24 protein-coding genes are annotated in these 24,531 nt (G+C 44.5%); 10 read left to right on the top strand and 14 right to left on the bottom strand.

Annotation, left to right across the window (positions count from 1 at the left end; all coding sequences use genetic code 11):
- The 11 genes from tmk to yceD form a co-directional block, all read right to left on the bottom strand.
- Positions 1 to 639, bottom strand: a complete 639-nt coding sequence (gene tmk, locus HOP38_RS04755; protein WP_006075087.1) for a dTMP kinase — start codon at positions 637 to 639, stop codon at positions 1 to 3.
- Positions 636 to 1,652 (bottom strand): endolytic transglycosylase MltG, encoded by a 1,017-nt coding sequence (mltG, locus tag HOP38_RS04750; protein ID WP_198557553.1) that lies wholly within the window; start codon positions 1,650 to 1,652, stop codon positions 636 to 638. The genes tmk and mltG overlap by 4 nt, the downstream gene beginning before the upstream one ends.
- Positions 1,649 to 2,452 (bottom strand): aminodeoxychorismate lyase, encoded by an 804-nt coding sequence (pabC, locus tag HOP38_RS04745; protein WP_198557552.1) that lies wholly within the window; start codon positions 2,450 to 2,452, stop codon positions 1,649 to 1,651. Before pabC ends, mltG begins: the two co-directional genes overlap by 4 nt.
- Before the next feature lie 81 nt (positions 2,453 to 2,533).
- Positions 2,534 to 3,775, bottom strand: a complete 1,242-nt coding sequence (gene fabF / locus HOP38_RS04740; RefSeq protein WP_006075090.1) for a beta-ketoacyl-ACP synthase II — start codon at positions 3,773 to 3,775, stop codon at positions 2,534 to 2,536.
- 94 nt (positions 3,776 to 3,869) lie between these two features.
- Positions 3,870 to 4,103: an acyl carrier protein gene (gene acpP, locus HOP38_RS04735; protein ID WP_004406112.1), complete on the bottom strand. Its 234-nt coding sequence runs from the start codon at positions 4,101 to 4,103 to the stop codon at positions 3,870 to 3,872.
- 162 nt (positions 4,104 to 4,265) lie between these two features.
- Positions 4,266 to 5,000 (bottom strand): 3-oxoacyl-ACP reductase FabG, encoded by a 735-nt coding sequence (fabG, locus tag HOP38_RS04730; RefSeq protein WP_198558251.1) that lies wholly within the window; start codon positions 4,998 to 5,000, stop codon positions 4,266 to 4,268.
- A 16-nt stretch (positions 5,001 to 5,016) separates the two neighbouring features.
- Positions 5,017 to 5,940, bottom strand: a complete 924-nt coding sequence (fabD, locus tag HOP38_RS04725; RefSeq protein WP_124940872.1) for an ACP S-malonyltransferase — start codon at positions 5,938 to 5,940, stop codon at positions 5,017 to 5,019.
- Positions 5,941 to 5,996: 56 nt separating this feature from the next.
- A complete protein-coding gene (locus HOP38_RS04720; protein ID WP_124940871.1) occupies positions 5,997 to 6,947 on the bottom strand; it encodes a beta-ketoacyl-ACP synthase III in 951 nt (316 codons plus the stop codon).
- A 5-nt stretch (positions 6,948 to 6,952) separates the two neighbouring features.
- Positions 6,953 to 7,978 carry a phosphate acyltransferase PlsX gene (gene plsX / locus HOP38_RS04715; RefSeq protein ID WP_031493498.1) on the bottom strand — a complete coding sequence of 342 codons (1,026 nt, stop codon included), beginning with the start codon at positions 7,976 to 7,978 and terminating at the stop codon, positions 6,953 to 6,955.
- 9 nt (positions 7,979 to 7,987) lie between these two features.
- Positions 7,988 to 8,158 carry a 50S ribosomal protein L32 gene (rpmF, locus tag HOP38_RS04710; RefSeq protein WP_031493499.1) on the bottom strand — a complete coding sequence of 57 codons (171 nt, stop codon included), beginning with the start codon at positions 8,156 to 8,158 and terminating at the stop codon, positions 7,988 to 7,990.
- 43 nt (positions 8,159 to 8,201) lie between these two features.
- Positions 8,202 to 8,729, bottom strand: a complete 528-nt coding sequence (gene yceD / locus HOP38_RS04705; RefSeq protein ID WP_031493500.1) for a 23S rRNA accumulation protein YceD — start codon at positions 8,727 to 8,729, stop codon at positions 8,202 to 8,204.
- Between the two features lie 135 nt (positions 8,730 to 8,864).
- Between yceD and HOP38_RS04700 the strand changes: the two genes are divergently transcribed.
- Positions 8,865 to 9,449 (top strand): Maf family protein, encoded by a 585-nt coding sequence (locus HOP38_RS04700; protein ID WP_198557551.1) that lies wholly within the window; start codon positions 8,865 to 8,867, stop codon positions 9,447 to 9,449.
- 56 nt (positions 9,450 to 9,505) lie between these two features.
- Here HOP38_RS04700 and rluC read toward each other — a convergent pair whose 3' ends face one another.
- A complete protein-coding gene (gene rluC / locus HOP38_RS04695) occupies positions 9,506 to 10,453 on the bottom strand; it encodes a 23S rRNA pseudouridine(955/2504/2580) synthase RluC (RefSeq protein ID WP_198557550.1) in 948 nt (315 codons plus the stop codon).
- Positions 10,454 to 11,070: 617 nt separating this feature from the next.
- Between rluC and rne the strand changes: the two genes are divergently transcribed.
- Together rne and HOP38_RS04685 are read left to right on the top strand one after the other, a co-directional pair.
- Entirely contained in the window at positions 11,071 to 14,055 is a 2,985-nt protein-coding gene (gene rne, locus HOP38_RS04690; RefSeq protein WP_198557549.1) for a ribonuclease E, read from the top strand.
- A gap of 327 nt (positions 14,056 to 14,382) precedes the next feature.
- Positions 14,383 to 15,942 (top strand): SulP family inorganic anion transporter, encoded by a 1,560-nt coding sequence (locus HOP38_RS04685; protein WP_006075502.1) that lies wholly within the window; start codon positions 14,383 to 14,385, stop codon positions 15,940 to 15,942.
- A 37-nt stretch (positions 15,943 to 15,979) separates the two neighbouring features.
- Here HOP38_RS04685 and HOP38_RS04680 read toward each other — a convergent pair whose 3' ends face one another.
- Positions 15,980 to 16,264: a YeaC family protein gene (locus tag HOP38_RS04680; RefSeq protein WP_031494478.1), complete on the bottom strand. Its 285-nt coding sequence runs from the start codon at positions 16,262 to 16,264 to the stop codon at positions 15,980 to 15,982.
- Between the two features lie 142 nt (positions 16,265 to 16,406).
- On the opposite strand from HOP38_RS04680, the gene HOP38_RS04675 reads away from it, so the two are divergent.
- On the top strand, positions 16,407 to 17,222 hold the full coding sequence (locus HOP38_RS04675; RefSeq protein WP_124940867.1) for a DUF2989 domain-containing protein: 816 nt from the start codon (positions 16,407 to 16,409) through the stop codon (positions 17,220 to 17,222).
- A gap of 83 nt (positions 17,223 to 17,305) precedes the next feature.
- Here the strand turns inward: HOP38_RS04675 and msrB are convergent, their stop codons facing one another.
- On the bottom strand, positions 17,306 to 17,707 hold the full coding sequence (gene msrB, locus HOP38_RS04670) for a peptide-methionine (R)-S-oxide reductase MsrB (protein WP_038223355.1): 402 nt from the start codon (positions 17,705 to 17,707) through the stop codon (positions 17,306 to 17,308).
- 362 nt (positions 17,708 to 18,069) lie between these two features.
- Here msrB and gap point away from each other — a divergent pair, with 362 nt between their 5' ends.
- The 6 genes from gap (at position 18,070) to HOP38_RS04640 (ending at position 24,506) form a co-directional block, all read left to right on the top strand.
- Positions 18,070 to 19,065, top strand: coding sequence for a type I glyceraldehyde-3-phosphate dehydrogenase (gene gap, locus HOP38_RS04665; RefSeq protein ID WP_004748683.1), 996 nt, complete (start codon positions 18,070 to 18,072; stop codon positions 19,063 to 19,065).
- A 144-nt stretch (positions 19,066 to 19,209) separates the two neighbouring features.
- Positions 19,210 to 20,094 (top strand): D-hexose-6-phosphate mutarotase, encoded by an 885-nt coding sequence (locus tag HOP38_RS04660; RefSeq protein WP_198557548.1) that lies wholly within the window; start codon positions 19,210 to 19,212, stop codon positions 20,092 to 20,094.
- A gap of 70 nt (positions 20,095 to 20,164) precedes the next feature.
- Positions 20,165 to 20,977, top strand: a complete 813-nt coding sequence (gene rlmA / locus HOP38_RS04655) for a 23S rRNA (guanine(745)-N(1))-methyltransferase (protein WP_198557547.1) — start codon at positions 20,165 to 20,167, stop codon at positions 20,975 to 20,977.
- Positions 20,978 to 21,081: 104 nt separating this feature from the next.
- The gene (locus HOP38_RS04650; RefSeq protein WP_198557546.1) at positions 21,082 to 22,032 is read left to right on the top strand and encodes a ChaN family lipoprotein; all 951 of its coding nucleotides are present in this window, start codon (positions 21,082 to 21,084) and stop codon (positions 22,030 to 22,032) included.
- A gap of 142 nt (positions 22,033 to 22,174) precedes the next feature.
- Positions 22,175 to 22,540, top strand: coding sequence for a hypothetical protein (locus tag HOP38_RS04645; protein ID WP_006071310.1), 366 nt, complete (start codon positions 22,175 to 22,177; stop codon positions 22,538 to 22,540).
- Between the two features lie 91 nt (positions 22,541 to 22,631).
- Complete coding sequence (locus HOP38_RS04640) at positions 22,632 to 24,506, top strand: BCCT family transporter (RefSeq protein ID WP_198557545.1); 1,875 nt, start codon at positions 22,632 to 22,634, stop codon at positions 24,504 to 24,506.
- The last annotated feature ends 25 nt before the right edge of the window (positions 24,507 to 24,531 follow it).

The raw sequence follows: 24,531 nt of genomic DNA, 5'->3' as shown, positions 1-24,531 counted from the left end.
TTACCCTTTTTGCTTTGCTAACCAAGTACGCACAGCTTGCTGGATCGAGTGCTGTACGTCTTCAATCTTCTGGCTTGCGTCAATAATGGCAACTGACTCATCATTATTCGCCATTTCAAGATAGCGCTCACGGGTACGCTCAAAGAAACTAATGTCCATTTTTTCGATTCGGTCGAGTTCACCTCGTCCACGTGCACGCTCAAGACCTAGACGTGGGTCGATGTCCAGATACAAAGTAAAATCGGGCTTGAATTCACCAATGGCAATATGCTTTAGGGAAGTCATCACAGCCTGGTCAATTTCACGACCACCGCCTTGGTATGCTTGTGAAGACATGTCATGTCTATCACCAATTACCCAAGCACCTTTTGCTAACGCCGGCTTGATCACTGTCTCAACCAACTGAATACGTGATGCATACATCAACAGTAACTCAGCGCGGTCTTGCAACGGCTCGCCTTCGTGTTCTTCTTTGACCAAGGCTCGCATTTTTTCTGCTAGGACAGTCCCTCCAGGTTCGCGTGTATTAACGATATCCTGAATGCCAGCTGCATCCAACTCAGCTCGCAACGTACTGATCGCAGTGCTTTTCCCTGCACCTTCTAGTCCTTCAATAACGATAAATTTTGCTTGGCTCATTTTTTACTTCTTAATTGTCTTAAGTATTGTTGGACCGCTCTATTGTGGTCTCGTAGATTTTTAGAAAATACATGTCCACCTGTACCGCTCGCAACAAAGTACAAGTAATTACTATCTTCTGGATTTACCGCAGCTAAGATAGACGCTTTGCCTGGCATAGCAATTGGCGTAGGTGGCAAGCCATTGATGACATAAGTGTTATATGGCGTTGCTTCTCGGAGGTCTTTCTTTCTAATATTGCCATCATAACGATCGCCCATTCCGTAAATAACGGTAGGATCGGTTTGAAGTCGCATACGCTTATTGAGTCGATTCACGAAGACGGACGCCACTCGCTCTCTTTCTGATGGTACCGACGTTTCTTTTTCAATGATTGAAGCGAGTATTAGCGCCTCATAGCTATTCTTTAGGGGTAATTTTTCTTGTCGAGCGTCCCAACTCTGCTCTAGGATAACACTCAGCTTTCGATGAGCACGCTTCAAGATGTCTAAATCGCTATCACCAACAGAATAATGATAGGTCTCAGCGAGAAAAAGCCCTTCTAGCTTTTCACGTTCAATACCCAATTGCTGCGCAATTTCAGCTTCTGTTAACGTATCAGTCTTATGCTCAAGATATTCTGCTTGTTTGAACTGCTCTCGCCACTCTTTGAAAGTAGACCCTTCGATAAAAGTGATAGCGAGTTGATATTCTTTGCCATCAATGATCGCGTTGAGTGCTTGCTCAAAAGTCATCCCAGGTAGGACTTCGAAGGTACCCACTTTTATTTGAGTCAAGTTCGGGTGAAAACGACGAACAAGAGATGCAAACTGAGTAGGCTTAATCCACTGGTCGTCTACAAATGTTGAGATGACCGTATTGAGATTATTACCACGCTCCACGGTAACAAGATGTGGTTGTTCAATATTCAACGGCTGAGCGATAAATTCGTTTACACTCTGTTTAATATATAAAAAGCCACCTAAAGCAATTGCTCCTAAGACAACCACTGCAAACAAAAACTTCTTTATCACTGACCTAACTTCTCCTGAATACGTCTTGTCATATTTCCAATAGGGAATTGAGCATCCTGAATTTTGGTTACGGGTGCAACCCCTAAAATACAATTGCTAACGAATATCTCATCTGCGGACATCAATGTGTTGAGCTTAAACGAGTCGATTAAGATTGGTAGCTCGTCTTGATTTGCAACTCGTAAAACTTCTGCACGCATAACACCTTCTACTCCGGCCATATCAAGACTTGGCGTGTGAAGCACACCATCCCTAAACCAAAAGATATTCGCCATTGTGGTTTCGATTACGTTACCGTTAATATCCAATACGATTCCGTCGAGACGGCCACTACGTTCAACTTGTTCCTTTGCAAGGATTTGCTCCAGACGATTGTTATGCTTTAATCCCGCCAGCAACGGGTTTAACCCCAATACGATATCGCAAAGTGACAGTTCAAGACCGACCTGACGTAATTCGCTATAACCAACAGGGAAATCGAACTGACTTAGAGTAATCAAGGGGCCTCGATTTACACTAGGGCTATAACCTCGCCCTCCTTCACCACGGCTTACATGTATTTTGATGCCGGCCAGTGCTTTGCGTGACACAACTCGCTCAAGTTCAACCTTCATCTGCTGCCAATCTACGGGTGCCATCTTCAGACGCAGTAGAGCCCGTTCCATTCGCTTCACATGCTGATCCCACAACTGCAGTTTGCCTGACTTAGTCAGAATCGTTGTAAAGCAACCGTCACCATATTGAAAACTTCTGTCCGTAACTGAAACATGGTCGACTTGATTTCCATCACGCCAAAACATAGTTCTTCCTTTAAAAACAAAACGGCTTAATGCTAAGCATCAAGCCGTTTGAATACAAGTGTCTTGTACGATTACCGCGGGTTACATCTTTTTGAAAATCAATGAACCGTTAGTACCGCCAAATCCAAATGAGTTACAAAGTGCATATTCCATGTCAACTTTGCGTGCAGTATGTGGAACTAGGTCTACATCGCACTCAGGGTCTGGATTATCTAGGTTAATCGTTGGTGGGACAATTTGATCTACCAAAGACATTATAGTGATGATCGCTTCCGCTGAACCAGCTGCGCCTAGCAAGTGGCCTGTCATCGATTTTGTCGATGATACTAGCACTTTTTTCGCACCTTCTTCGCCAAGAGCACGTTTAATGCCTTTGATCTCAGCAACGTCACCAGCTGGTGTTGAGGTACCGTGAGCGTTCACATAACCGATTTGTTCACCAGTAATGCCTGCATCACGAAGTGCAGCTTCCATAGCCAAAGCGCCACCAGAACCATCTTCACTTGGTGAAGTCATATGGTAAGCGTCGCCACTCATACCAAAACCAACAAGCTCGGCATAAATTTTCGCACCACGTGCTTTAGCATGCTCATACTCTTCAAGAACGATCATGCCTGCACCGTCACCCAATACGAAGCCATCGCGGTCAACATCCCAAGGACGTGACGCTTTTTGTGGTTCATCGTTACGAGTAGATAGCGCTTTAGCTGCACCAAAGCCTGCCATACCAAGTGGAGTTGAAGCTTTTTCTGCACCACCAGCTACCATTGCTTCAGCGTCACCATATGCAATCATACGTGCAGCATGACCGATATTGTGAAGGCCAGTCGTACATGCAGTAGAGATTGCGATGTTAGGACCACGAAGACCAGCAAGAATAGAAAGTTGGCCAGCAACCATGTTTACGATAGTCGAAGGTACAAAGAAAGGGCTTACACGACGAGGGCCTTTAGTTACCAACGCTTGATGTCCCGCTTCGATTAGGTCAAGACCACCAATACCAGAACCAATAGCTACACCGACACGGTGTTGGTTTTCTGGTGTGACTTCTAGACCAGAGTCTTTGAGAGCGTGCATGCCTGCTACGATGCCGTATTGGATAAACAAATCCATTTTCTTAGCATCTTTTTTAGACACGTATTCACTACCATCAAAGTCTTTTACTAAGCCAGCGAAACGAGTTGAAAAATCGGTTGTATCGAAATGTTCAATATTTACGATACCACTCTTACCCTCCAAAAGGGCTTTCCATGAAGATTCTACGGTGTTGCCTACCGGTGACAACATACCCATGCCAGTGACAACAACACGACGCTTGGACACGATTTTATTCTCCGGGATATTTGTGATTCTATTTGAAAGGATAGAAGACGTTTAAAAAAACACAGGCGGCCAGAAGGCCGCCTGGAAAGAGATATTACTGAGCGCTGTTTACGTAGTCGATAGCAGCTTGAACAGTAGTGATCTTCTCAGCTTCTTCATCAGGAATCTCAGTGTCGAATTCCTCTTCTAGAGCCATTACTAGCTCAACTGTATCTAGAGAATCTGCACCTAGATCGTCAACGAAAGAAGCTTCGTTCTTAACTTCTGCTTCGTCTACACCTAGCTGTTCAACAATGATTTTCTTTACGCGTTCTTCGATGTTGCTCATTTTTCTTTTCCTTTACAGATTTCGCTTTATGCGATGTTTCCGTAGTTTATTCGAACTATTGAAAGTTGCAAGGGGGTCCTTGCTGGTCAAACCACAATTTTAGCGAATTTAACCGAAATTCAGCACATTTTTGACTTAAATCATGCACAAATGTTGCACAGATCAAACCATGTACATGCCACCATTTACGTGAAGTGTCTCACCTGTGATGTATGCCGCTTCTGGCGATGCAAGGAATGCAACAGCAGATGCAATTTCACGAGGGTCACCTAAACGACCAGCAGGTACGTTGGCTAGTGTAGCAGCTCGTTGCTCATCATTCAGTGCTTTTGTCATATCTGTTTCGATAAAACCTGGTGCAACTGTGTTCACGGTCACACCGCGAGATGCAACTTCACGTGCCATTGACTTAGTAAAACCAATTACGCCTGCTTTCGCTGCCGCGTAGTTCGTTTGACCTACGTTACCCATAGTACCAACAACAGAACCTACGTTGATGATGCGACCTTGACGCTTCTTCATCATACCGCGTAGTACTGCTTTAGACAGACGGAAGATAGACGTTAGGTTAGTGTCCATGATATCTGTCCACTCGTCGTCCTTCATACGCATAAGAAGGTTGTCGCGTGTGATACCAGCGTTGTTTACAAGAATGTCGATCGCACCAAAATCAGCGTTGATCTGCTTTAGTACTGCTTCGATTGAGTCGGTATCTGTCACGTTTAGTGCCAAACCTTTACCATTCTCACCTAAATACTCGCTGATCGCCGCAGCACCACTTTCAGATGTTGCTGTACCGATTACTGTTGCACCGCGCTCTACCAATAGCTCAGCAATTGAGCGACCGATACCACGGCTAGCACCTGTTACTAAGGCAATTTTGCCTTCAAGGTTCATCATTATCGCGTTCCTTTTATTTTACCGCTTCAAGTGACGCAGCATCGTTAACTGCTGCAGCACTCAATGTCTTAACGATTCGCTTCGTTAGACCTGTTAGTACTTTACCAGGACCAAGTTCCAGCAACTTCTCTACGCCTTGTTCGCTCATTTTCTCAACACCTTCAGTCCAACGAACTGGGCTGTAAAGTTGACGAACTAATGCATCTTTGATTTTCGCAGGGTCAGTTTCAGCGGCAACATCAACATTGTTAATCACTGATATTTCTGGCGTATTAAATTCAAGCGCGTCTAGAGCAACTGCGAGTTTATCGGCAGCAGGCTTCATCAGTGCGCAGTGAGATGGTACTGACACAGGTAAAGGCAGAGCACGCTTTGCACCTGCTTCTTTACAAAGTGCACCAGCACGTTCTACTGCCGCTTTATTACCGGCGATAACTACTTGACCTGGAGAATTAAAGTTAACTGGAGAAACAACTTCACCTTGAGCAGCTTCTTCGCAAGCCTTCGCAATAGACTCATCATCAAGACCGATGATTGCATACATCGCACCAACACCAGCTGGTACTGCTTCTTGCATTAATTGACCGCGAAGCTCAACCAGTTTGATCGCTTCTTTAAAATCGATAACACCAGCACAAACTAATGCAGAGTACTCACCAAGACTGTGACCTGCCAAAAGAGCTGGCTGTTCTAGTCCTTGCTCCTGCCATACACGCCAAATAGCAACTGAAGAGGCTAACAATGCTGGCTGTGTACGGTGAGTTTGGTTTAGATCTTCAGCAGGGCCATTCTGAACAAGTGCCCATAAGTCATAACCTAGCGCTTCGGATGCTTCAGCAAATGTTGCTTTAACCACATTATATTGCTCGCCCAGTTCTGCAAGCATTCCAACTGTTTGTGAACCCTGACCAGGGAACACGATTGCAAAATTACTCATCGTTATTTCCTTAAACAACGCAATCTAAATTAGTATTGGTTTGGATTTTGCTGAGATTAGAAGCGAACAAGCGCCGATCCCCAAGTAAATCCACCACCAAAGGCTTCTAGCAACAGGTTTTGTCCACGTTTAATGCGACCATCGCGTACTGCTTCATCTAGTGCAGTAGGAACTGTTGCCGCAGAAGTATTACCGTGACGATCAAGGGTAACCACCACTTGATCCATCGACATACCAAGCTTTTTAGCTGTTGCTGAAATAATTCGATAGTTCGCTTGATGTGGAACTAGCCAGTCTAGTTCTGACTTATCCATATCATTTGCCGCTAATGTGTCTTTGACCAGTTTTGACAATTGTGTCACCGCAACCTTAAAGACTTCATTGCCTGACATATTTAGCCATTTATCAAGTTCACCACCGCGTACTGGCATCTCAAGACTTAACAAGTCTCCAAATCGACCATCAGCGTATAGGTGAGTAGAAATAATGCCAGGTTCTTCGCTAGCACCCAGTACGACTGCGCCTGCAGCGTCGCCGAACAGAATAATAGTAGAACGATCAATATCTTCAACTGTCTTCGATAAGCAATCAGAACCGATAACTAAAACATTTTTAGCCATACCAGAACGAATATGCTGATCGGCGACTGACAGTGCATAAACGAAACCAGTACATGCTGCCGCCATATCAAATGCGGGACAACCTTTAATACCAAGTTTTGCTTGAACTTGACATGCGGATGATGGGAAAGCATGGCTACTGCTGGTCGTTGCTACGATAATGAGATCAATGTCATCTTTATCGATACCAGCCATTTCGATAGCTTTTACCGAAGCTTCGTAGCCCATATCTGCAACAGTTTCGTCTTCTGCGGCAATTCGTCGCTCTTTGATACCTGTGCGAGTTACGATCCATTCATCTGTCGTATCTACCATTTTCTCTAGATCCGCGTTAGTACGAACCTGAGATGGCAGGTAGCTGCCTGTACCTAAAATTTTGCTATACATGAAGACTAATACTGCCTCTCGAGTAACACTGCTTCTAGACGATCGCTGATTTGGTTCGGGACTTGGCGTTTAACCTCGTGAACCGCTTCGCCTATTGCATGAACAAGTGCTGAAATATCAGCACTTCCGTGGCTTTTTATGACAATGCCGCGCAATCCTAACAAACTTGCCCCGTTATACTGGTCGGGGTTCAGTGTTTTCACCTCAGTTATGAGATCGGAAAACAATATTCTTGCTATCCATCCTTTCCATGTAGAGGCGGTTAGTTTTGCTTTTAGTTTATCTAAAATGAGTTGAGCCGTTCCTTCGCACGCTTTCAATGCTGTGTTTCCAACAAATCCATCGCAAACAACAACATCGGCAGCGTCGTGTAACAACTCGTTACCTTCGACGAAACCAATATAGTTTATAGATTGCGTTTGGGTAAGCATTTCAGCGCAACGTTTCACAAGATCGTTGCCTTTTATTTCTTCAGCGCCAATGTTTAGAATGGCAACTTTTGGTTTTCTGCCCAAATGCTGTTCTGCTAGTGCACTGCCCATGACCGCAAACTGAAAGAGAGAATCTGCATCGACCGATGCATTGGCACCTAAGTCGAGCATCCATGTTTTGCTGCCCGATACAGTCGGTAACGCAGTGACTAAAGCAGGCCTATCAATACCTGGTAATAGTTTCAGTCTGAAGCGAGATAACGCCATTAATGCGCCAGTATTACCACTGCTTACGCAAGCATCAGCGTTTTCTGACTCAACGAGATCAATCGCAATACGCATTGAGGTATCGTGACTGTTTCTAAGCGCAAAGGAAGGCTTTTCTGAATTCGAGATGACTCGGTCACTATGCATTACCTCTAAACGGGTACTGCGTTGGTAACCTAGTTGATTGAGTTGTGTATTTATCGACGGTTCGTCGCCGACAAGAACCACTTTTAGCTCTGGGAAAAGCGACAGTGCCTGCACGGCGGCAGGCACTGTTACGGAAGGACCGAAATCCCCGCCCATTGCATCAAGTGCAACGGTTATATTATGCAAAGGTCAACCTTACTTGTTGATAACCTTTTTGCCACGGTAGTAACCGTCAGCAGTCACATTGTGACGTAGGTGAGTTTCACCTGAAGTTGCGTCTACAGATAGTGCAGCTGAAGTTAGCGCATCATGTGAACGACGCATGCCACGCATAGAACGTGACTTCTTGCTTTTTTGTACGGCCATGGACCCTACTCCTATGTTAGTAATTTAAACGTCAGTAACTGTGTTACTCACGCTTTAAGCTCTTTAAAACATCAAATGGATTTGGCTTATCTTCTGGAACCTCTTCCGGAATATCTCCAAAAACCATGTTGTTTGAGTCAACGCTACAATCTGCTATATCGTGCATTGCGACTTGAGGCAGGTTTAAGATGAACTCGTCTTCAACTAATTGTATGAGATCGACCTCACCGTACTCATTAAGATCTACCAAATCGTAATCTTCCGGTGCATCCTCTTCACTTTTCTCACTATAGTAAGGAGTGTAAGTGAATTGGACTTCACACAGGTGTGTGAAAATCTCATTACAACGCTGACATTCCAAATCAACTTCGATGTTAGCTTTACCAGAGATAACAACGAGTCGCTGTTCATCATGCCCAAAGGACAATGTCACTTCAGCATCGCGTTTTACGCTACTAACTGACTCGCTCAGACGCTTAAAAAGACTTACTTGGATGATGCCATCAAAGTCCAATCTTTTCTGTGCTGTCTTACCCGGGTCAACAGTTCGCGGTATTTTTACCTTTTGCATAGGGCGCGAATATTATCTTCCAAAACGGATTTAGTCAAAGAAAAAGGCTAAAAAGTTGTACTTTTTTTGCCTACAGATTAAGAATCTAACATTATGTCTAGAATCTGCAATTATGATAAGAAAAACTGTCCCAAAATGAAAACAATTCGACTCATTTTAGCCTCAACGTCTCCGTACCGTGCGGAGCTTCTATCCAAATTAGGTATCGACTTTGAAGCCATTGCCCCAAACGTTGAAGAAACTGCACAAGAGCATGAAACGGCAACAGAGCTTGTTCAGCGGCTTGCATTGGAAAAAGCGAGTGCGTTAAAGAACGAAAAAGACGCCGTCATTATCGGCAGCGATCAAGTTTGCGTCATCGATGGCAATATCATCGGCAAACCGTTGACTCGCAGCAATGCGATACGCCAGCTCCAGCAGCAAAGTGGAAAAACTGTTCGATTCTATACTGGACTGGCAGTCTACAACACCAAGACTCAGCAATCGGAGTCCGTTATTGATACCTTTGATGTGACGTTTCGAAAGTTAACGACCACCCAAATCGAGCATTATGTCGATATGGAACAACCACTATACTGTGCCGGAAGTTTTAAGAGCGAAGGGCTCGGTATCACGTTATTTAGTCAACTCAATGGTAAAGATCCAAATACTTTAGTCGGACTACCTCTCATTGACCTTGTCACTCTATTAGCGAAACAAGGTATTTCTCCACTAGCTTAAAGACAAAAACGGAGTGCATCTGGACGAAGCACTCCGTTTTAGTTACAGCTGTCAAGCTACACGCCTGCTTTTAGTTTTTTAATCGCTTGCTGCAACTTTGGTTCCATCTCAGCATGTATTTCCATTTTTTCATTATTCGCTGGGTGCGTGAAGACAATGTTTGCCGCATGCAGGAACAAACGGTCTAGACCCACTTTCGCTGTATAAGCATCAAATCGGCGATCACCATAGCGATCATCCCATGCTATCGGATGGCCTGTGTACTGTGTATGGACTCGAATTTGATGAGTACGCCCAGTAATTGGGCTTGCTTGAATCAGTGTTGCCTGCTCAAACGACTCTAGTACCTTGAAGCGAGTTTCTGAAGGTTTACCATTAGGGTTAACCCTAACAATACTATTCACTTCATTCTTTAGCAGCGGCGCTTTTACTACTCGACAACTAGGCTTCCATTTGCCCATTACTAGGGCAAAGTAATACTTCTGTACCGTTTTCTCACGAAACTGAGCTTGCAAATGACGCAAAGCAGATCGCTTCTTCGCAACTAAAAGAATACCTGAAGTATCGCGATCTATACGGTGAACTAATTCTAAGAAGCGTGCTTGTGGCCGTAATGCTCTTAGAGCTTCAATCGCACCAAACTTCAAACCACTACCACCATGAACCGCTATTCCAGATGGCTTATTTAAGATCAGCATGTGGTCGTCTTCATAGATAATTTGTGACTCAAGCTCTGCCACTTTATTCAATTTTGTGCTGATTGGTGCTTCTTCTTGCTTCTCTTCTATTGTAACAGGAGGTATACGTACGCTATCCCCTGCTTGAAGCTTGTATTCCGCTTTGACACGCTTTTTGTTTACACGTACCTCACCCTTGCGCACGATTCGGTACACAACACTCTTAGGAATGTTTTTCAATTGGTTGCGCAAAAAGTTATCGATGCGCTGACCAGCCATATCGTCGTCAATATCGACAAATTGGACTTTAGTTCTAATTTCACTCATTTCGCTATTATAACATTCAAAGCTGCAAGAAAATAACGCTTTCTATTGGTAATTTTGTCGACGAGATAGTGGAAAAACCATCAACAACACGCTCTTAGCCATTGTCTGAACAAGCTGTGGATAGAAATCAACCAGTTTGAACCAGCTTTTACGCGCCCTGAGATATTATTGCTTAAAATCAGCACATTAAACGTACATTGACTAGGCATAATCAGAATTTTTTCTGTGGTTTATACTAAAGCTGATTGCTGATAATTCGCTGCGCTGCTATAGTTCACAGCTGCAATAGGTAATTAAAATCGATTTATGATTTGTCGATATTATCTTTGAGCAATTTTAACTATGAGTAGAACGCTTAGTTTTGAGACGCAGCAACTGGCATAAGACGTTGATCGCTAAGACTTCCTTGTCACCTACTCACGTAATCGTGTTGAGTATCACCGCCACATATGCGGAGCACACAGCGAAAGTTCTGTGTGAAGACTGTAGTGCCCAAGAGCATCCCTTCCAGCCGGGAGGCTGCATTTTACAAAGCCATGGGATCCGGCACCACGACTTACGAAAACTGTGATAAGAGCAATGATGAAAACAAAGAAAATACAACGAGAATTTCTGTAATGAAAAGAATGTTAATCAACGCAACTCAAAAAGAAGAGTTGCGTGTCGCTTTGGTCGATGGCCAGCGACTATTCGATCTTGATATCGAAAGTCCAGGTCACGAATCTAAAAAAGCGAATATCTACAAAGGACGTATCACTCGAGTTGAGCCTAGCCTAGAGGCCGCTTTTGTTGACTACGGTGCCGAACGCCACGGTTTCCTCCCTCTCAAAGAAATTGCACGCGAATACTTCCCTGAAGGTTACACCTACCAAGGTCGCCCAAGCATCAAAGATGTCTTGAGCGAAGGCCAAGAAGTGATCGTGCAAGTTGAGAAAGAAGAACGCGGTAGCAAAGGTGCTGCATTGACAACCTTCATCTCTCTAGCAGGTAGCTACTTAGTACTAATGCCTAACAACCCTCGCGCTGGCGGTATTTCTCGCCGCATTGAAGGTGAAGAGCGTACAGAACTAAAAGCCGCGCTGAGCACTCTAGAACTACCACAAGGTATGGGCCTAATCGTTCGTACTGCGGGCGTAGGCAAAAGTGCCGAAGAGCTTGAGTGGGATTTGCGTTTCCTCCTAAATAACTGGGAAAACATTAAGGGTGCAGCAGACCAAAACCCTGCTCCGTTCTTAATCCATCAAGAAAGTAACGTTATCGTTCGTGCACTTCGTGATTACCTACGTCGCGATATCGGCGAGATCTTGATTGATAGCAACACCATCTACGAGCGTGCTCGCCAGCACATTCAATTGGTTCGCCCAGACTTTGTGAACCGAGTGAAGAAATACGAAGGTGAAGTACCGCTATTTAGTCACTATCAGATTGAAAGCCAGATCGAGTCAGCGTTCCAGCGAGAAGTGAGGCTTCCATCTGGTGGTTCTATCGTTATTGACCCAACTGAAGCACTTACTTCTATCGATATCAACTCTGCCCGCGCTACCAAAGGCAGCGATATCGAAGAAACTGCACTGAATACTAACCTTGAAGCAGCAGATGAAATTGCTCGTCAGCTGCGTCTTCGCGACCTAGGTGGCTTAGTTGTTATCGACTTTATTGATATGACTCCTGTACGTCACCAACGTGAGGTTGAGAACCGTCTGCGCGAGGCAGTACGAATTGATCGTGCCCGTGTCCAAATAGGTCGTATTTCTCGTTTTGGTCTACTAGAAATGTCTCGTCAACGCTTGAGCCCATCTTTGGCTGAAGCAAGTCATCACATTTGCCCGCGTTGTACTGGTACTGGTGTGGTGCGTGATAACGAGTCATTAGCGCTATCAGTACTTCGTCTCATCGAAGAAGAAGCCTTAAAAGACAACACGTCTCAAGCTCTTGCCATCGTGCCAGTGCCAATTGCTTCTTACCTACTAAACGAAAAGCGTCGCTCCATTAACCACATTGAGCGCGTACAAGAAGTTAAGATCACTATTGTTCCTGATTCTGATATGGAAACGCCTCATTTTGAGGTAATTCGTGTTCGTGAAGGTGAGGAACAAGACCTGTTGTCATACTTGCTACCTAAAAAGCTAGAAGCACTCAAAGAGGCTGAAGCTAAGGAAGCCGAAGTCGAAGCTAAGCCGCGTAAGATTGAGCAACCTGCACTGCAAGGTTTTGCGACACCTACTCAAAACGCCCCGACTCCAGCGCCTAAGCCTAGTAAGCCTGCCAAGGTAGAAGTGAAAAAAGAAGAGAAGCAGCCTGGTCTGATTTCTCGCATCCTTTCTGCTATTGGTTCACTTTTCTCTTCAAATGAAGAGCCTAAGAAAGAACCAGAGAAGAAAGAAGAAGCACCTAAGAATCGCAACGGCAGACAGCGTCGTAATCGAAACAACGACCAACGTCGCCGTAATAGTAAAGATTCTCGCGATAATGATCGTAACAAGAATCGCCGTAACAAACCTGCTCGTGACGAAGAGAAAGAGTCTAAAGACAATGCTCAAGAATCGCGCAAACAGCAGAATCGTCGCGGTAAGCAGCAAGACCGTCGTAATAAAAAACGCGATGAAGAAAGCGGCAAATCAAAAGTAGAAGAGCAAGGTCAACAAATCGCAGCTGATGTTCAAGCTGAGAAAAAAGCACCTCGTTCTGAAGAAAAAGCGGCGAAAGTTAAAGAGCGTCGTCAGCGTCGTAAGCTTTCTAAGCAAGTGCGCGTAAAAGATCAAAAAGCACAACAAGAAGAGCAAGCAGCTCAGGTTGCGTCTGTTGAGACAGCTCAAACTGCAGTAGAAAAGCCTCAAGCACCTGAAGCAGCAACAGAAGCTCCAGCGAAAGAGGAAGGCAAACAACGTCGTAACCGTCGCTCTCCTCGTCACTTACGTGCAAGTGGTCAACGTCGTCGTCGTGGTCGCGATCGTCGCCCTAACCCATTCCGCCTACGCAAGGGTGGTGTAGCTTCTCCTGAAATGGCAATGGGTAAAGTAATGCCGAGCTATGGCATTGTGAAACCTAAGGCGAAAGCGAAACCTGAAGCGGAAGTTAAAGAGCTAGTCACAACCACAGGTGTTGCTATGCCGGAGATGGCAATGGGTAAGGTTATCGTAATGCGTAAGCCAGAAGCTATTGAAGCACCTGTTGTAACAGAACCAAAGGTTGAGCAAACGGTCGTTGAAGCTGTAGTTGAGCCAGTTCAAGTTGTTGCAGAACTAGTTGCAGAAGTTGCAGAACCAGTTGCAGAAGTTGCAACAGCAATCGTTGAGCCAGCTACAGAAGCCGTTGTTGAAACCGAGCCTATGGTTGAAATCTCAGTAGCTGAAAATGCAGTGGTTGAAGAGCAACCTACTATCGTGGAACCTACTCCAGTAACCCCTGTTGTAGAGAAAGCGGTTGTTAGCTTCAAAGGCCACGCGAGTGCACCAATGGCTAAAGCTGAGGGCAAGCAAGAACTTGGTGAAATTATCATCAACGCTGCGCCTGTTAAAGCTGAGCGCTACCAACAGAAAGGTGCGGGCAGCCAAGTTGCCACTAACTCTGCGTCAGCAGTAATGACAAAACCTAACTACTAATACGTAGAAAGGAAAACTTTAAAAGGCTGCGAATATCGCAGCCTTTTTTATTATTAGAGAATCGTTGGCGAAAATCGTAGGCATAAAGATGCCACTTAGTATCGAAACACTTTCTTTCAATATTGAAGTTTTGTTCACATTTCGGTAGCATGCCGAGCTTTGATTATTTCATCAACAATGCGCCATATCTATGTCATATAGAAAATGGATAATGACGACGAATCATTTTCACCTATGCTATTCATATAGTAATTCTACACTTTGAACGTCTCAATTTGCGCTGGATGAAATCCATATAAATCCAACAACATAAGTAAGCACAATTACATGTTTGAATTTCCACAGTTTTCCAAGCACTCGGTAAAAAACGATGTTCTATCCGGCCTTACCGTTGCATTGGCATTAGTGCCAGAAGCGGTTGCTTTTGCGTTCGTTGCCGGTGTTGACCCAATGGTTGGCCTATACGCCGCCTTTATCGTCGGTTTAGTCACTTCTATCTTCGGTGGCCGTCCGGGCATGATCTCTGGCGCTACAGGCGCAATGGCTGTAGTAATGGTCAGTCTGGTAGCGACTCACGGAGTACAATATCTCTTTGCCGCTATTATGCTTGCAGGCCTACTACAAATCAGTGCAGGTTTATTTAAATTGGGGAAATTCATTCGCATGGTACCCCACCCTGTTATGATCGGCTTCGTTAACGGCCTTGCGATCGTTATCTTCTTGGCACAGCTTGGACAATTTAAAGCCCCTGACCTTTCAGGTGCCTTAACTTGGCTACCTCAAGATCAAATGATGCTGATGCTTGGATTAGTTGCGTTGACTATGGGTATTATTCACTTTCTACCTAAACTAACTACCGCAGTTCCATCATCATTAGTTGCTATCGTGACTGTTACCTTATTGGTTCAGGGTCTTGGTTTGGATACACGCACCGTTGTCGATTTTCTGCGCTCTATGTCAGGTGATATGAACGCAACGTTGGCGGGCTCTCTACCAGAGTTCTCCATCCCAGCGGTTCCATTGACGCTTGAAACCCTACAGATCATTCTGCCATACGCTATTATTTTGGCGGCAATCGGCTTAATCGAGTCACTATTAACACTGACCGTACTTGATGAAATGACCAATACACGTGGTCAATCTAACCGTGAATGTGTAGGTCAAGGTCTAGCAAACGTAACCTGTTCGGTGTTTGGCGCGATGGGTGGCTGTGCCATGATCGGCCAGTCAATGATCAACGTGAACTCTGGTGGTCGTGGCCGCTTGTCAGGTATCGTTGCAGCCGTTGCACTACTAATGTTTATTCTTTTTGCAGCAGCACTTATCGAAATGATTCCGTTAGCCGCACTAGTAGGCGTAATGTTTATGGTTGTGATTGGGACGTTCGAATGGGCGACCTTTAAGCTTGCACGCCGTGTACCTAAACAAGATTTCTTTGTCATTGTGCTGGTTACGGTAGTTACCGTTCTTACTGACCTTGCTGTAGCGGTTGCTGTGGGTGTTGTAGTCTCTGCGCTTATGTTCGCTTGGGAACACGCGAAACACATCTACGCAAGTAGCAGCGTTAATGCTGAAGGCTCTAAAGAGTACCAAGTTAACGGACCTATCTTCTTCGGCTCTGCTGCGAACTTCCTAGAGTTGTTTGATGCTAAGAACGACCCAGCCGATGTCATCGTTGATTTTGCCAACTCGCGCGTTACAGACCACTCAGCTATAGAAGCTATCGAGACGTTAGCGGAACGTTATGCGGCAGTGGGTAAAACGCTTCACTTGAGACACTTAAGTCCTGACTGCCGCGCACTGTTACAAAAGGCGGGCAGCTTAGTCGAAATCAATGTGAAAGAAGATCCGAGCTACAAGGTTGCAACTGACGTACTTGCTGGATAACAGAAAGCAAAATAAAAAGGGGCTCATCGCCCCTTTTTTATTCGTTGCTCACTTTAACTCTCATTATGTCTTGCTGTTCTGCACTGAACTGTTTTTTTAGCTCTGCTTTGCTTTTGAAGCTAATTTCGCCCCCTGCGGCGACCGACATATGCTGAGGGTCTACGTTATGCTTCGATTGATAAAGCATTACCGCTTGCATACAAGAGTCTCTTTGATCTTGAGATAATCTACTACCTTCTGGCCAGCGACCAGTTTCAGTGGCATACAGAAGTCTCTCATAAACATCCGGAGTCATGGCTTCTAAGAGTTGTTCTACGTCCATACTGAACCTTCTTTTTGCTTGAACTTTCAGACCTGCTAAATTTCGGTTCTGAGAGGTTAATTCGTTACTCGAACCATAACGTGATGATACACTGAGTCAAGTTGAGTACGACAAATCAGTGTAATTGATCACAAGTAGTAGAATGAAATTACCTTATCTCCTATCCGCCTTAGTGGCCACTTCACTTTTATCCGGCTGTTTTGAAACTCGCAAGAACACAGATCAGCTCTGCGAAAGCGAGCCCAGTTTGAACTGTTCTTCATTAAACATAAACGATGGTCAATGCCGAATCGCGAGAACAGACCTTATTTGGCATCGCTATGAGATGCTTGACGACCCTAGTGAAAAGAATCAAGTCAAAGACTATCACCTGCTCAAGGAATATCGAAAGTGTCTAGAGTTAGCATCGCAAATTCAGCCAATTGAACAGGCCGACCTCAAAACAAAAAGATTTAATGCTCTAATGTATTCGATAGAAGAACAAGAACGAATCACTCGAGATTTAGCGAGCTCTACTTCGCCAGAAACGCTCTATTTTCTATGGAGCGAAACGGGAAGCCAAGCAGCAAAACGTCGCTTTTTAGCCATGGAAAATACCGGCGTACTTGACACCTCTTCCATGCAATATGCTCTCGCCACCTATTATATTTCACGGGATAAGCAAAAAACCTATCAACTATTAAATCGGTCTCTAGAGCTTTCGGCAGGTGGAAAATACGTCAACAAAGAAGTGATTAAGTCTTTAGCAAGCGTGACTCAAAACCTAGACCTCCCAAAGCAATCCTATCTTTGGGCGATGGTTGGCAAAGAGTTTGACGTCCCCATCGCTTCAGACAACGAACTTAGATTGCTTTTTGGGTTAGCAGAAGAAGACTATCGCTCTCTCAACGAGCAAGCAAAAACTGTCGCGAAAGCCATTGATAACGGAAGCTATACGAGAGACTTGGTGCTTCAATAGTTTACTAAATTATTGAAAATAAAAACGGGCTCCACAATGGCGCCCGTTTTTATCTCTACAAAATGAAAGAATGGTACATAGAATCAGTCAGATACATCACTACTTTCACTTTTGTTGAAAATTAACGACACAGAATTGACACAATACCTTTGCCCCGTTGTTTTAGGACCATCTTCAAAAACATGGCCTAAATGGCTATCACATGCCTTACATCTAATCTCTATTCGCTGCATACCATGACTTAGATCTTCTAAAAATCGAATGGCTTCTTGATCGACCGGTGCATCAAAACTAGGCCATCCACAGCCTGAATCATACTTGCTTTCAGAATGAAAAAGTGGCGCTGCACAGCAAGTACAATGGTATAAGCCAGTATCACGGTTGTGTAGTAGAGTACCACTAAAAGGCGCTTCAGTACCCTGCTGTCGGCACACACGGTACTGTTCATCATTTAGGGTCTCACGCCAGTAATCATCGGGCTTCATCGCGTTTTTATTTTCACCACTCACGACCTTTACACTCCCTTTTTTATTGTCTACATTTTATACACGCTATATATCATACGTATAGCAAACTTGGTTGTAGCACATTGTTGTCAATTTCCAACCAAGCTGTATCAATTATGTTAACTTACCTTGCTTACAAGGTTAAATACATAACTAAAACTATTACAGAGTCTCTATCAAAGTTCAAAAAAACGTCATTTAATACCGAATGTTAAGAAAAGCGACACTTTTTTTTGACTTTAAACAAATTAATTCCGATTATCTATTGAAGTTAGTGACTGGATTCTGTAATTTTACTACCAGTTATCTTTAAACAGAAATTAAGTTGTGGAGCAACTATAATGACTATCAAAGTAGGTATTAACGGTTTTGGCCGTATCGGTCGTTTCGTATTTCGTGCAGCGCAAGAGCGCAACGACATCGAAGTAGTAGGTATCAACGATCTAATCGACGTTGAGTACATGGCATACATGCTTAAGTACGATTCAACTCACGGCCGTTTCAACGGTACTGTTGAAGTTGAAGGCGGTAACCTAATCGTTAACGGCAAAACTGTACGTGTAACTGCAGAGCGCAACCCAGAAGATCTAAAATGGGATGCTATCGATGTTGACGTAGTAGCAGAAGCAACTGGTCTTTTCCTAACTGACGAGACTGCACGTAAGCACATCACTGCTGGCGCGAAGAAAGTTGTTCTAACTGGTCCTTCTAAAGACGCTACTCCAATGTTCGTAATGGGCGTTAACCAAGACACTTACGCTGGTCAAGACATCGTTTCTAACGCTTCTTGTACTACTAACTGTCTAGCGCCTATCGCTAAAGTTCTTAACGACGAGTTCGGTATCGAATCTGGTCTTATGACTACAGTTCACGCTACTACAGCTACTCAAAAAACTGTAGACGGTCCTTCTGCTAAAGACTGGCGCGGTGGTCGTGGTGCTTCTCAGAACATCATCCCATCTTCAACTGGTGCTGCTAAAGCTGTAGGCGTTGTTCTTCCAGAACTAAACGGCAAACTAACTGGTATGGCTTTCCGCGTACCAACTGCTAACGTTTCTGTAGTTGACCTAACTGTTAACCTTAAGAACGGTGCATCTTACGAAGCTATCTGTGCAGCTATGAAAGCAGCATCTGAAGGCGCTCTTAAAGGTGTTCTAGGTTACACTGAAGACCAAGTTGTTTCTCAAGACTTCATCGGTGAAGTTCAAACTTCAGTATTCGATGCTAAAGCTGGTATCGCTCTAACTGACAACTTCGTTAAAGTTGTATCTTGGTACGACAACGAAATCGGTTACTCAAACAAAGTTCTAGACCTAATCGCTCACATCTCTAAGTAATGTAAGCTTTTAGCTGAATATTTGTATTAAGGCGACTCATTGGGTCGCCTTTTTTGTATCTGTTTCTGGGTTCAATATCACCTGGGAATGTCAAACATTACCCTCCCCTAGGAACCAGAAACTCTCACCTAGGAGTTACAATCTATGGACTTGTCTACGCTACCAGCTTTAACTGTACTTTCTGACTACGTAACGACTGCTAAGCTAGGCGACAATACGATCGTTCGCATCAACCACCCTAAAGCAAATGCTGCGATTTCCCTTCATGGCGGTCATATCATCTCGTTTAAGCCCTCCAATCAAGAAGAGTTGATTTGGATGAGCAAAGACGCAGTCTACGATAACAAAGCTGCACTGCGAGGTGGTATACCTATTTGCTGGCCCTGGTTTGGCCGTGTTGCCACCCCTGCTCATGGCTTTGCGCGCAACAGCGCTTGGACGCTAATCGAGCACCGAGAAAACGACGCTGGTGTTATTGTTAGCTTGGGGCTATCTGACAACGACCAAACACGAGAAATTTGGCCACACCGCTTCCAACTCGTTTTAAACGTAGAAGTATCTGAAACACTCACTGCTACTCTCAATGTTACCAACACCGACTCGGCTGCATGGAAGTTCTCAGGTGCACTGCATACTTACCTAAACATCGGTGACATTCATAACATGGAAGTCACTGGGATGGGTCCAACTTATATTGACGGCCTACAAGAAGGTAAAGTGTGTCAGGGTGGCGAAATCCTGTCTCTAACCGACACTATCGATCGTGTTTACACCGAGCCAAACAAAGAAATTGTGCTTCACGATAATGCATTCAATCGACAACTCTCCATCGTTAATGACGGTGACAATTCTGCAGTCCTTTGGAATCCTTGGGAAGCAGGTGCGAAGTCGATGGGCGACATGAACGATGATGGCTACTTAACTATGTTCTGTATAGAGTCCACATTACACGCTAAGACACTAGAAGCAGGACAGGAACTTAACCCTGGTGACACTTACCAGCTCGCAACCACTCTTTCGGTAAAGTAAATCGCCCGAGCTAATTGCTTCCAACCCATGATATGGTTAGACTTACGAAAATTTTCGTCGAGTCTAACCTATGTCCTATCAATGCCCGCTCTGTCAGCAATCGTTATCCCTTAATGAGCGTAGTTTTCGCTGCGAAAACAACCACCAGTTCGACTTGGCAAAAGAAGGTTATGTCAATCTCATGCCTGTGCAGCACAAACGCTCAAAAGATCCTGGCGACAATAAAGAAATGATGCAGGCACGACGTACTTTTCTTGAGCACGATTTATACGCACCTATGCGTCAACAAGTTGCGGAGACTCTAGCCAATCTCGTAAACCAAGGCACAGTTCTCGATATCGGCTGTGGAGAAGGTTATTACACTAGCTTTTTTCAGCAATACCTAGCAGAAAGGAACAAAAAGTTAGATTTTCATGGACTGGATATTTCCAAAGTAGCGGTTCGATACGGCGCAAAACGCTATCCAAACGTCAACTTTTGTGTTGCCTCAAGTCATAAGCTGCCCTTCTTTGAAAACAGTCTAGCTGCGGTGATTCGAATTTACGCACCTTGTAAACACGATGAGTTACTTCGCTGTATTGAAGATCAAGGGATCATGCTGACCGTAACGCCAGGCAGTCACCATCTATATGAACTTAGAGCGTTGATCTATCAAGATGTTCGTTTACATGATGAAACGGCAGAGCAAATTGAAGGCTTCGAACTTTTGTCTGAATCTAAACTAGACTATGAAATGAACCTTAGTGGCCAACAAGCGTATGACTTGTTGCAAATGACACCATTTGCTTGGAAAGCGACAGACGAAGTAAGGTCGAACCTCAAGTCACAACAAGAGTTTCAATGTAACGCCGACTTCTTGATTCGAGCCTACCGTAAAATGTAATGAGATTTATTTTCAATTAGATTGAGTCCACGTTCAATCTCTATTACCATTACGGTTCCAAGATAGCCTTCCGATGAAGGCTATTTTTATAGAGAGAACAGACTATGAAAGCATTACCCATTCTCATATCACTCGCCCTTCTATCGGGTTGTGCCACGACAAAAAACTCACCTGAATACCAAGCTTCGAAACCAGAAAGTATCGCTTCATTTTACGATTACCAATTGGCCAGCCCTACTGGTGAATCAATCAGCCTAAGCGCTTTACCTAAGGCGATATTGGACGCCGATGTTATCTTAGTTGGGGAATGGCATACCCATGCGGGCATTCATCGATTTCAAACCGATCTTCTGAAAGAACTCATTAACAAAAACCCGGACACTGCGCTTTCTATGGAACAGTTTACCCGTGACAAACAACCTGTGGTTGATGCCTATCTCGCTTCACAAATTGGTGAGCAGATCTTAATTAAACAAGGAGGAGCTTGGCCAAATTACGAAAGCGACTACCGCCCACTCGTTGAGTTAGCCAAGAATTCAGATATCGACATTATTGCCAGCAACGCACCAAAATCAATCGTCCGCTGTATTGGGCGTCAAGGGGTTGACTACTTAGATAAACTGGATGAGCAAGAACGTTCTCTGGTCGCAGCAACGATAGACACATCAGATTCGCCATACAAAGAAAAATTCATGGCCTCCATGCATCACGGTGACATTGAACAAACGAAGAAACAATACGCTGCTCAACTCGCCTGGGATGTGACTATGGCAGAAAGTATTGTTAACTATATGGCAGCACACCCTAACTCTCAGGTCATGCACATCGCAGGTAAATTTCATACCGAGCAAGCATTAGGAACCGCTGCGCAGATCCAGCAATTGAACCCTGACTTGAGTATCGTCGTGATTACGCCAGTGAGTGACATTGTGAGTACAAGCGATGACTACCAATTGGAAGTGCTACCACCACCAAAACGTTACGTTAAAAATGAGAACCGAATGAAGGCGTATAAGAGCTTAAAAATGCGTAACGACTCACTGGTTTGTAAGTAACTCATCAACACAAGTTATGATTGGCGCACAAATTGCTTAGTCCATGTTAATAGCATCGATCAATCTCTCATTTATAGAAGCTTTTATAAAGTTTTTGCCACATTGGACGATGTATTGATTGATAGCGCTAATGGAGATAGTTATGCAAAGCGTCAATTCAAACCTAATGAGCCATACAAACGCACCTGTTGCGACGGCCACTAAGACAGTAGCAGAAGGTGCCACTGCTAACGGCAACACTTTGCCTACAGGCAATGGAGATAGTGTATCCATCTCACCTCAAGCTAAAGCAATGCTAGAAAAGGAAGTGAGCAAAGACGCCAATAAAGAGAATATCTCAAAAGACGATGATGATAGTTTGGGTAAATCTGTCACCTCCTTTGCTCATGGCGCATTAGGTATGGACCATCCAGATGACTTAGAGAAGCAAGAAGATAGTTCTTACTCTGCCGGTCAGTATGTCTCCGCAGCGGTGACCATTGGTGCTTTGATATTAGCCTTGGCATAACGGTATTTATCCTAACGACAAATAATCCTGTTTGAGGTGGAAACCGCATTCACTTGATAATCGATCATCTTTAACTGCATGATCACAATTTATGAATCGACACTTCAAGCTGATTGATAAGCCAACTTTCTTTGGCGCAATCACATTGCTCCTGAGCGTTATCATTCCCTTGATAATGTTCCCTGAACAAGGTGCAAAAATCATCGGGCAAGCCAAGCTCATTATGACCGACAAGTTTGGCTTCCTATACCTCGCCCTTGGCCTCGCTGCCCTCTTTTTTATGATATTCATCATTTTTAGCGATATCGGCCAGATTAAACTAGGCGAACCTGACGAAGCGCCAGAGTTTGCAACGTCTTCTTGGGCCGCTATGCTGTTTTGCGGCGGTATCGGTGCCAGTATTCTCTACTGGGGGTGTATTGAGTGGGCTTATTATTATCAAGCGCCACCATTTCAGCTAGAAGCGGGAAGTGAAGAAGCGGTTCGCTGGGCGGCAACATATGGCATTTTCCACTGGGGACCGATTGCATGGGCCATCTATCTGATCCCTGCATTACCTATCGCTTATTTCTTCTACGTACGTAAGCAACCTGCACTGAAAGTATCCAGCGCATTGATTCCAGTCATCGGCGAGAAACACACAAATGGTGCTCTCGGAAAACTGATTGATGTACTTTTCATCTTTGGCCTATTAGGTGGTGCAGCGACGACATTAGGACTTGCAGCCCCGCTTATCAGCGAGGGCTTGAACGTCTTATTCGGGCTACCACAAAACACCTATTCACAAATCGGCGTATTGGCCATCTGTACTGCGATTTTCGCCTACTCTTCATTTGCGGGGATGGAAAAAGGCATCAAGATCCTCAGTAACATCAACTTCTGGGGGGCGATGCTACTTCTTGCTCTAGTGTTAGTTTTGGGTCCAACTATTTTTATACTGGAGACGGGTCTAGATTCCATCGGTCGAATGATGTCTAATTTCTTTGTGATGGCGACATGGGCGGAACCATTCGGTGGCTACGGTACATTTGACAACACTCACTTCCCACAAGATTGGACCATTTTCTACTGGGCGTGGTGGTTAGTGTTCGCGCCAAGTATGGGCTTGTTTGTTGCACGCATTTCTCGCGGTCGCACAATTAAACAGATGGTCGCAGGTTCATTGTTCTTTGGTTCATGTGGTTGCTTCCTGTTTTTTATCATCTTAGGAAACTACGGTCTATCACTACAACTATCTGGGCAGCTTGATATTGTCGCAATTTTGAACGAGTTTGGTGCAACAAAAGCCATCTTCTCTATGTTGTCAGAGCTACCATTTGCTTGGTTTATCATTCTTTTGTTTACATTGCTGTGTATCATCTTTACAGCAACAACATTCGACTCAATTTCCTACATCTTGGCGTCTGTGGTTCAAAAAGACGTGACGCAGGAACCAATGCGCTGGAACCGCTTATTTTGGGCCTTCACTTTGAGCTTTATGCCTGCTGTTCTCATGTTCTTAGGTGGTTTGAGTACACTACAAACAGCCGCAATCGTTGGCGGTCTACCCCTACTCGGTATCGCAGTTATGCTGATGATTTCCGCGGTCAAAGCCACCACGCTGGATATTCGTCACCAAGAAGATTATGTAGAGCCAACCATTAACATTGAAGAACTTCCAGAGTTTGATCCTTGGTCAAATGAAGGGGTTGCACTAGCTAATTTTGAAAAGTGTCGTGACGCTGCGCAAATTGCCGCAGATGAAGAACGTACCGCGCTGCATGCCCTGTTCAAAGTTAAGAAAAAGATTCGCGCTTATGCGTTAGAGCATGCCGATGACACCAGTAAAGCGATTCCACAAGAATTGTTGGATGATTTAGAGGCGAAGCTTCAATTACTCACTGATGCTCAGAACGCGAAAGAGCAGTCCTCACAAGCTGCACAAGATGCGAGAATAAGGTTTACTGAGGTTTGTTCCGCAAGCTAATAGCATCAAAAAAGCAGGCTCTAAG

This window comes from Vibrio mediterranei (assembly GCF_013364395.1).
Taxonomy (GTDB): domain Bacteria; phylum Pseudomonadota; class Gammaproteobacteria; order Enterobacterales; family Vibrionaceae; genus Vibrio; species Vibrio mediterranei.
This window is presented reverse-complemented; position numbering and strand designations above follow the sequence as displayed.

Coding starts and splice junctions, on each gene's coding strand:
- tmk (WP_006075087.1), bottom strand. CDS start 639: ATGAGCCAAGCAAAATTTATCGTTATTGAAGGACTAGAAGGTGCAGGG.
- rpmF (WP_031493499.1), bottom strand. CDS start 8,158: ATGGCCGTACAAAAAAGCAAGAAGTCACGTTCTATGCGTGGCATGCGT.
- HOP38_RS04650 (WP_198557546.1), top strand. CDS start 21,082: ATGAAAGCATTACCCATTCTCATATCACTCGCCCTTCTATCGGGTTGT.
- HOP38_RS04640 (WP_198557545.1), top strand. CDS start 22,632: ATGAATCGACACTTCAAGCTGATTGATAAGCCAACTTTCTTTGGCGCA.
- rlmA (WP_198557547.1), top strand. CDS start 20,165: ATGTCCTATCAATGCCCGCTCTGTCAGCAATCGTTATCCCTTAATGAG.
- msrB (WP_038223355.1), bottom strand. CDS start 17,707: ATGAAGCCCGATGATTACTGGCGTGAGACCCTAAATGATGAACAGTAC.
- HOP38_RS04700 (WP_198557551.1), top strand. CDS start 8,865: ATGAAAACAATTCGACTCATTTTAGCCTCAACGTCTCCGTACCGTGCG.
- HOP38_RS04675 (WP_124940867.1), top strand. CDS start 16,407: ATGAAATTACCTTATCTCCTATCCGCCTTAGTGGCCACTTCACTTTTA.
- HOP38_RS04685 (WP_006075502.1), top strand. CDS start 14,383: ATGTTTGAATTTCCACAGTTTTCCAAGCACTCGGTAAAAAACGATGTT.
- rluC (WP_198557550.1), bottom strand. CDS start 10,453: ATGAGTGAAATTAGAACTAAAGTCCAATTTGTCGATATTGACGACGAT.
- fabG (WP_198558251.1), bottom strand. CDS start 5,000: ATGAACCTTGAAGGCAAAATTGCCTTAGTAACAGGTGCTAGCCGTGGT.
- pabC (WP_198557552.1), bottom strand. CDS start 2,452: ATGTTTTGGCGTGATGGAAATCAAGTCGACCATGTTTCAGTTACGGAC.
- HOP38_RS04720 (WP_124940871.1), bottom strand. CDS start 6,947: ATGTATAGCAAAATTTTAGGTACAGGCAGCTACCTGCCATCTCAGGTT.
- acpP (WP_004406112.1), bottom strand. CDS start 4,103: ATGAGCAACATCGAAGAACGCGTAAAGAAAATCATTGTTGAACAGCTA.
- fabD (WP_124940872.1), bottom strand. CDS start 5,940: ATGAGTAATTTTGCAATCGTGTTCCCTGGTCAGGGTTCACAAACAGTT.
- HOP38_RS04660 (WP_198557548.1), top strand. CDS start 19,210: ATGGACTTGTCTACGCTACCAGCTTTAACTGTACTTTCTGACTACGTA.
- HOP38_RS04645 (WP_006071310.1), top strand. CDS start 22,175: ATGCAAAGCGTCAATTCAAACCTAATGAGCCATACAAACGCACCTGTT.
- HOP38_RS04680 (WP_031494478.1), bottom strand. CDS start 16,264: ATGGACGTAGAACAACTCTTAGAAGCCATGACTCCGGATGTTTATGAG.
- rne (WP_198557549.1), top strand. CDS start 11,071: ATGAAAAGAATGTTAATCAACGCAACTCAAAAAGAAGAGTTGCGTGTC.
- gap (WP_004748683.1), top strand. CDS start 18,070: ATGACTATCAAAGTAGGTATTAACGGTTTTGGCCGTATCGGTCGTTTC.
- yceD (WP_031493500.1), bottom strand. CDS start 8,729: ATGCAAAAGGTAAAAATACCGCGAACTGTTGACCCGGGTAAGACAGCA.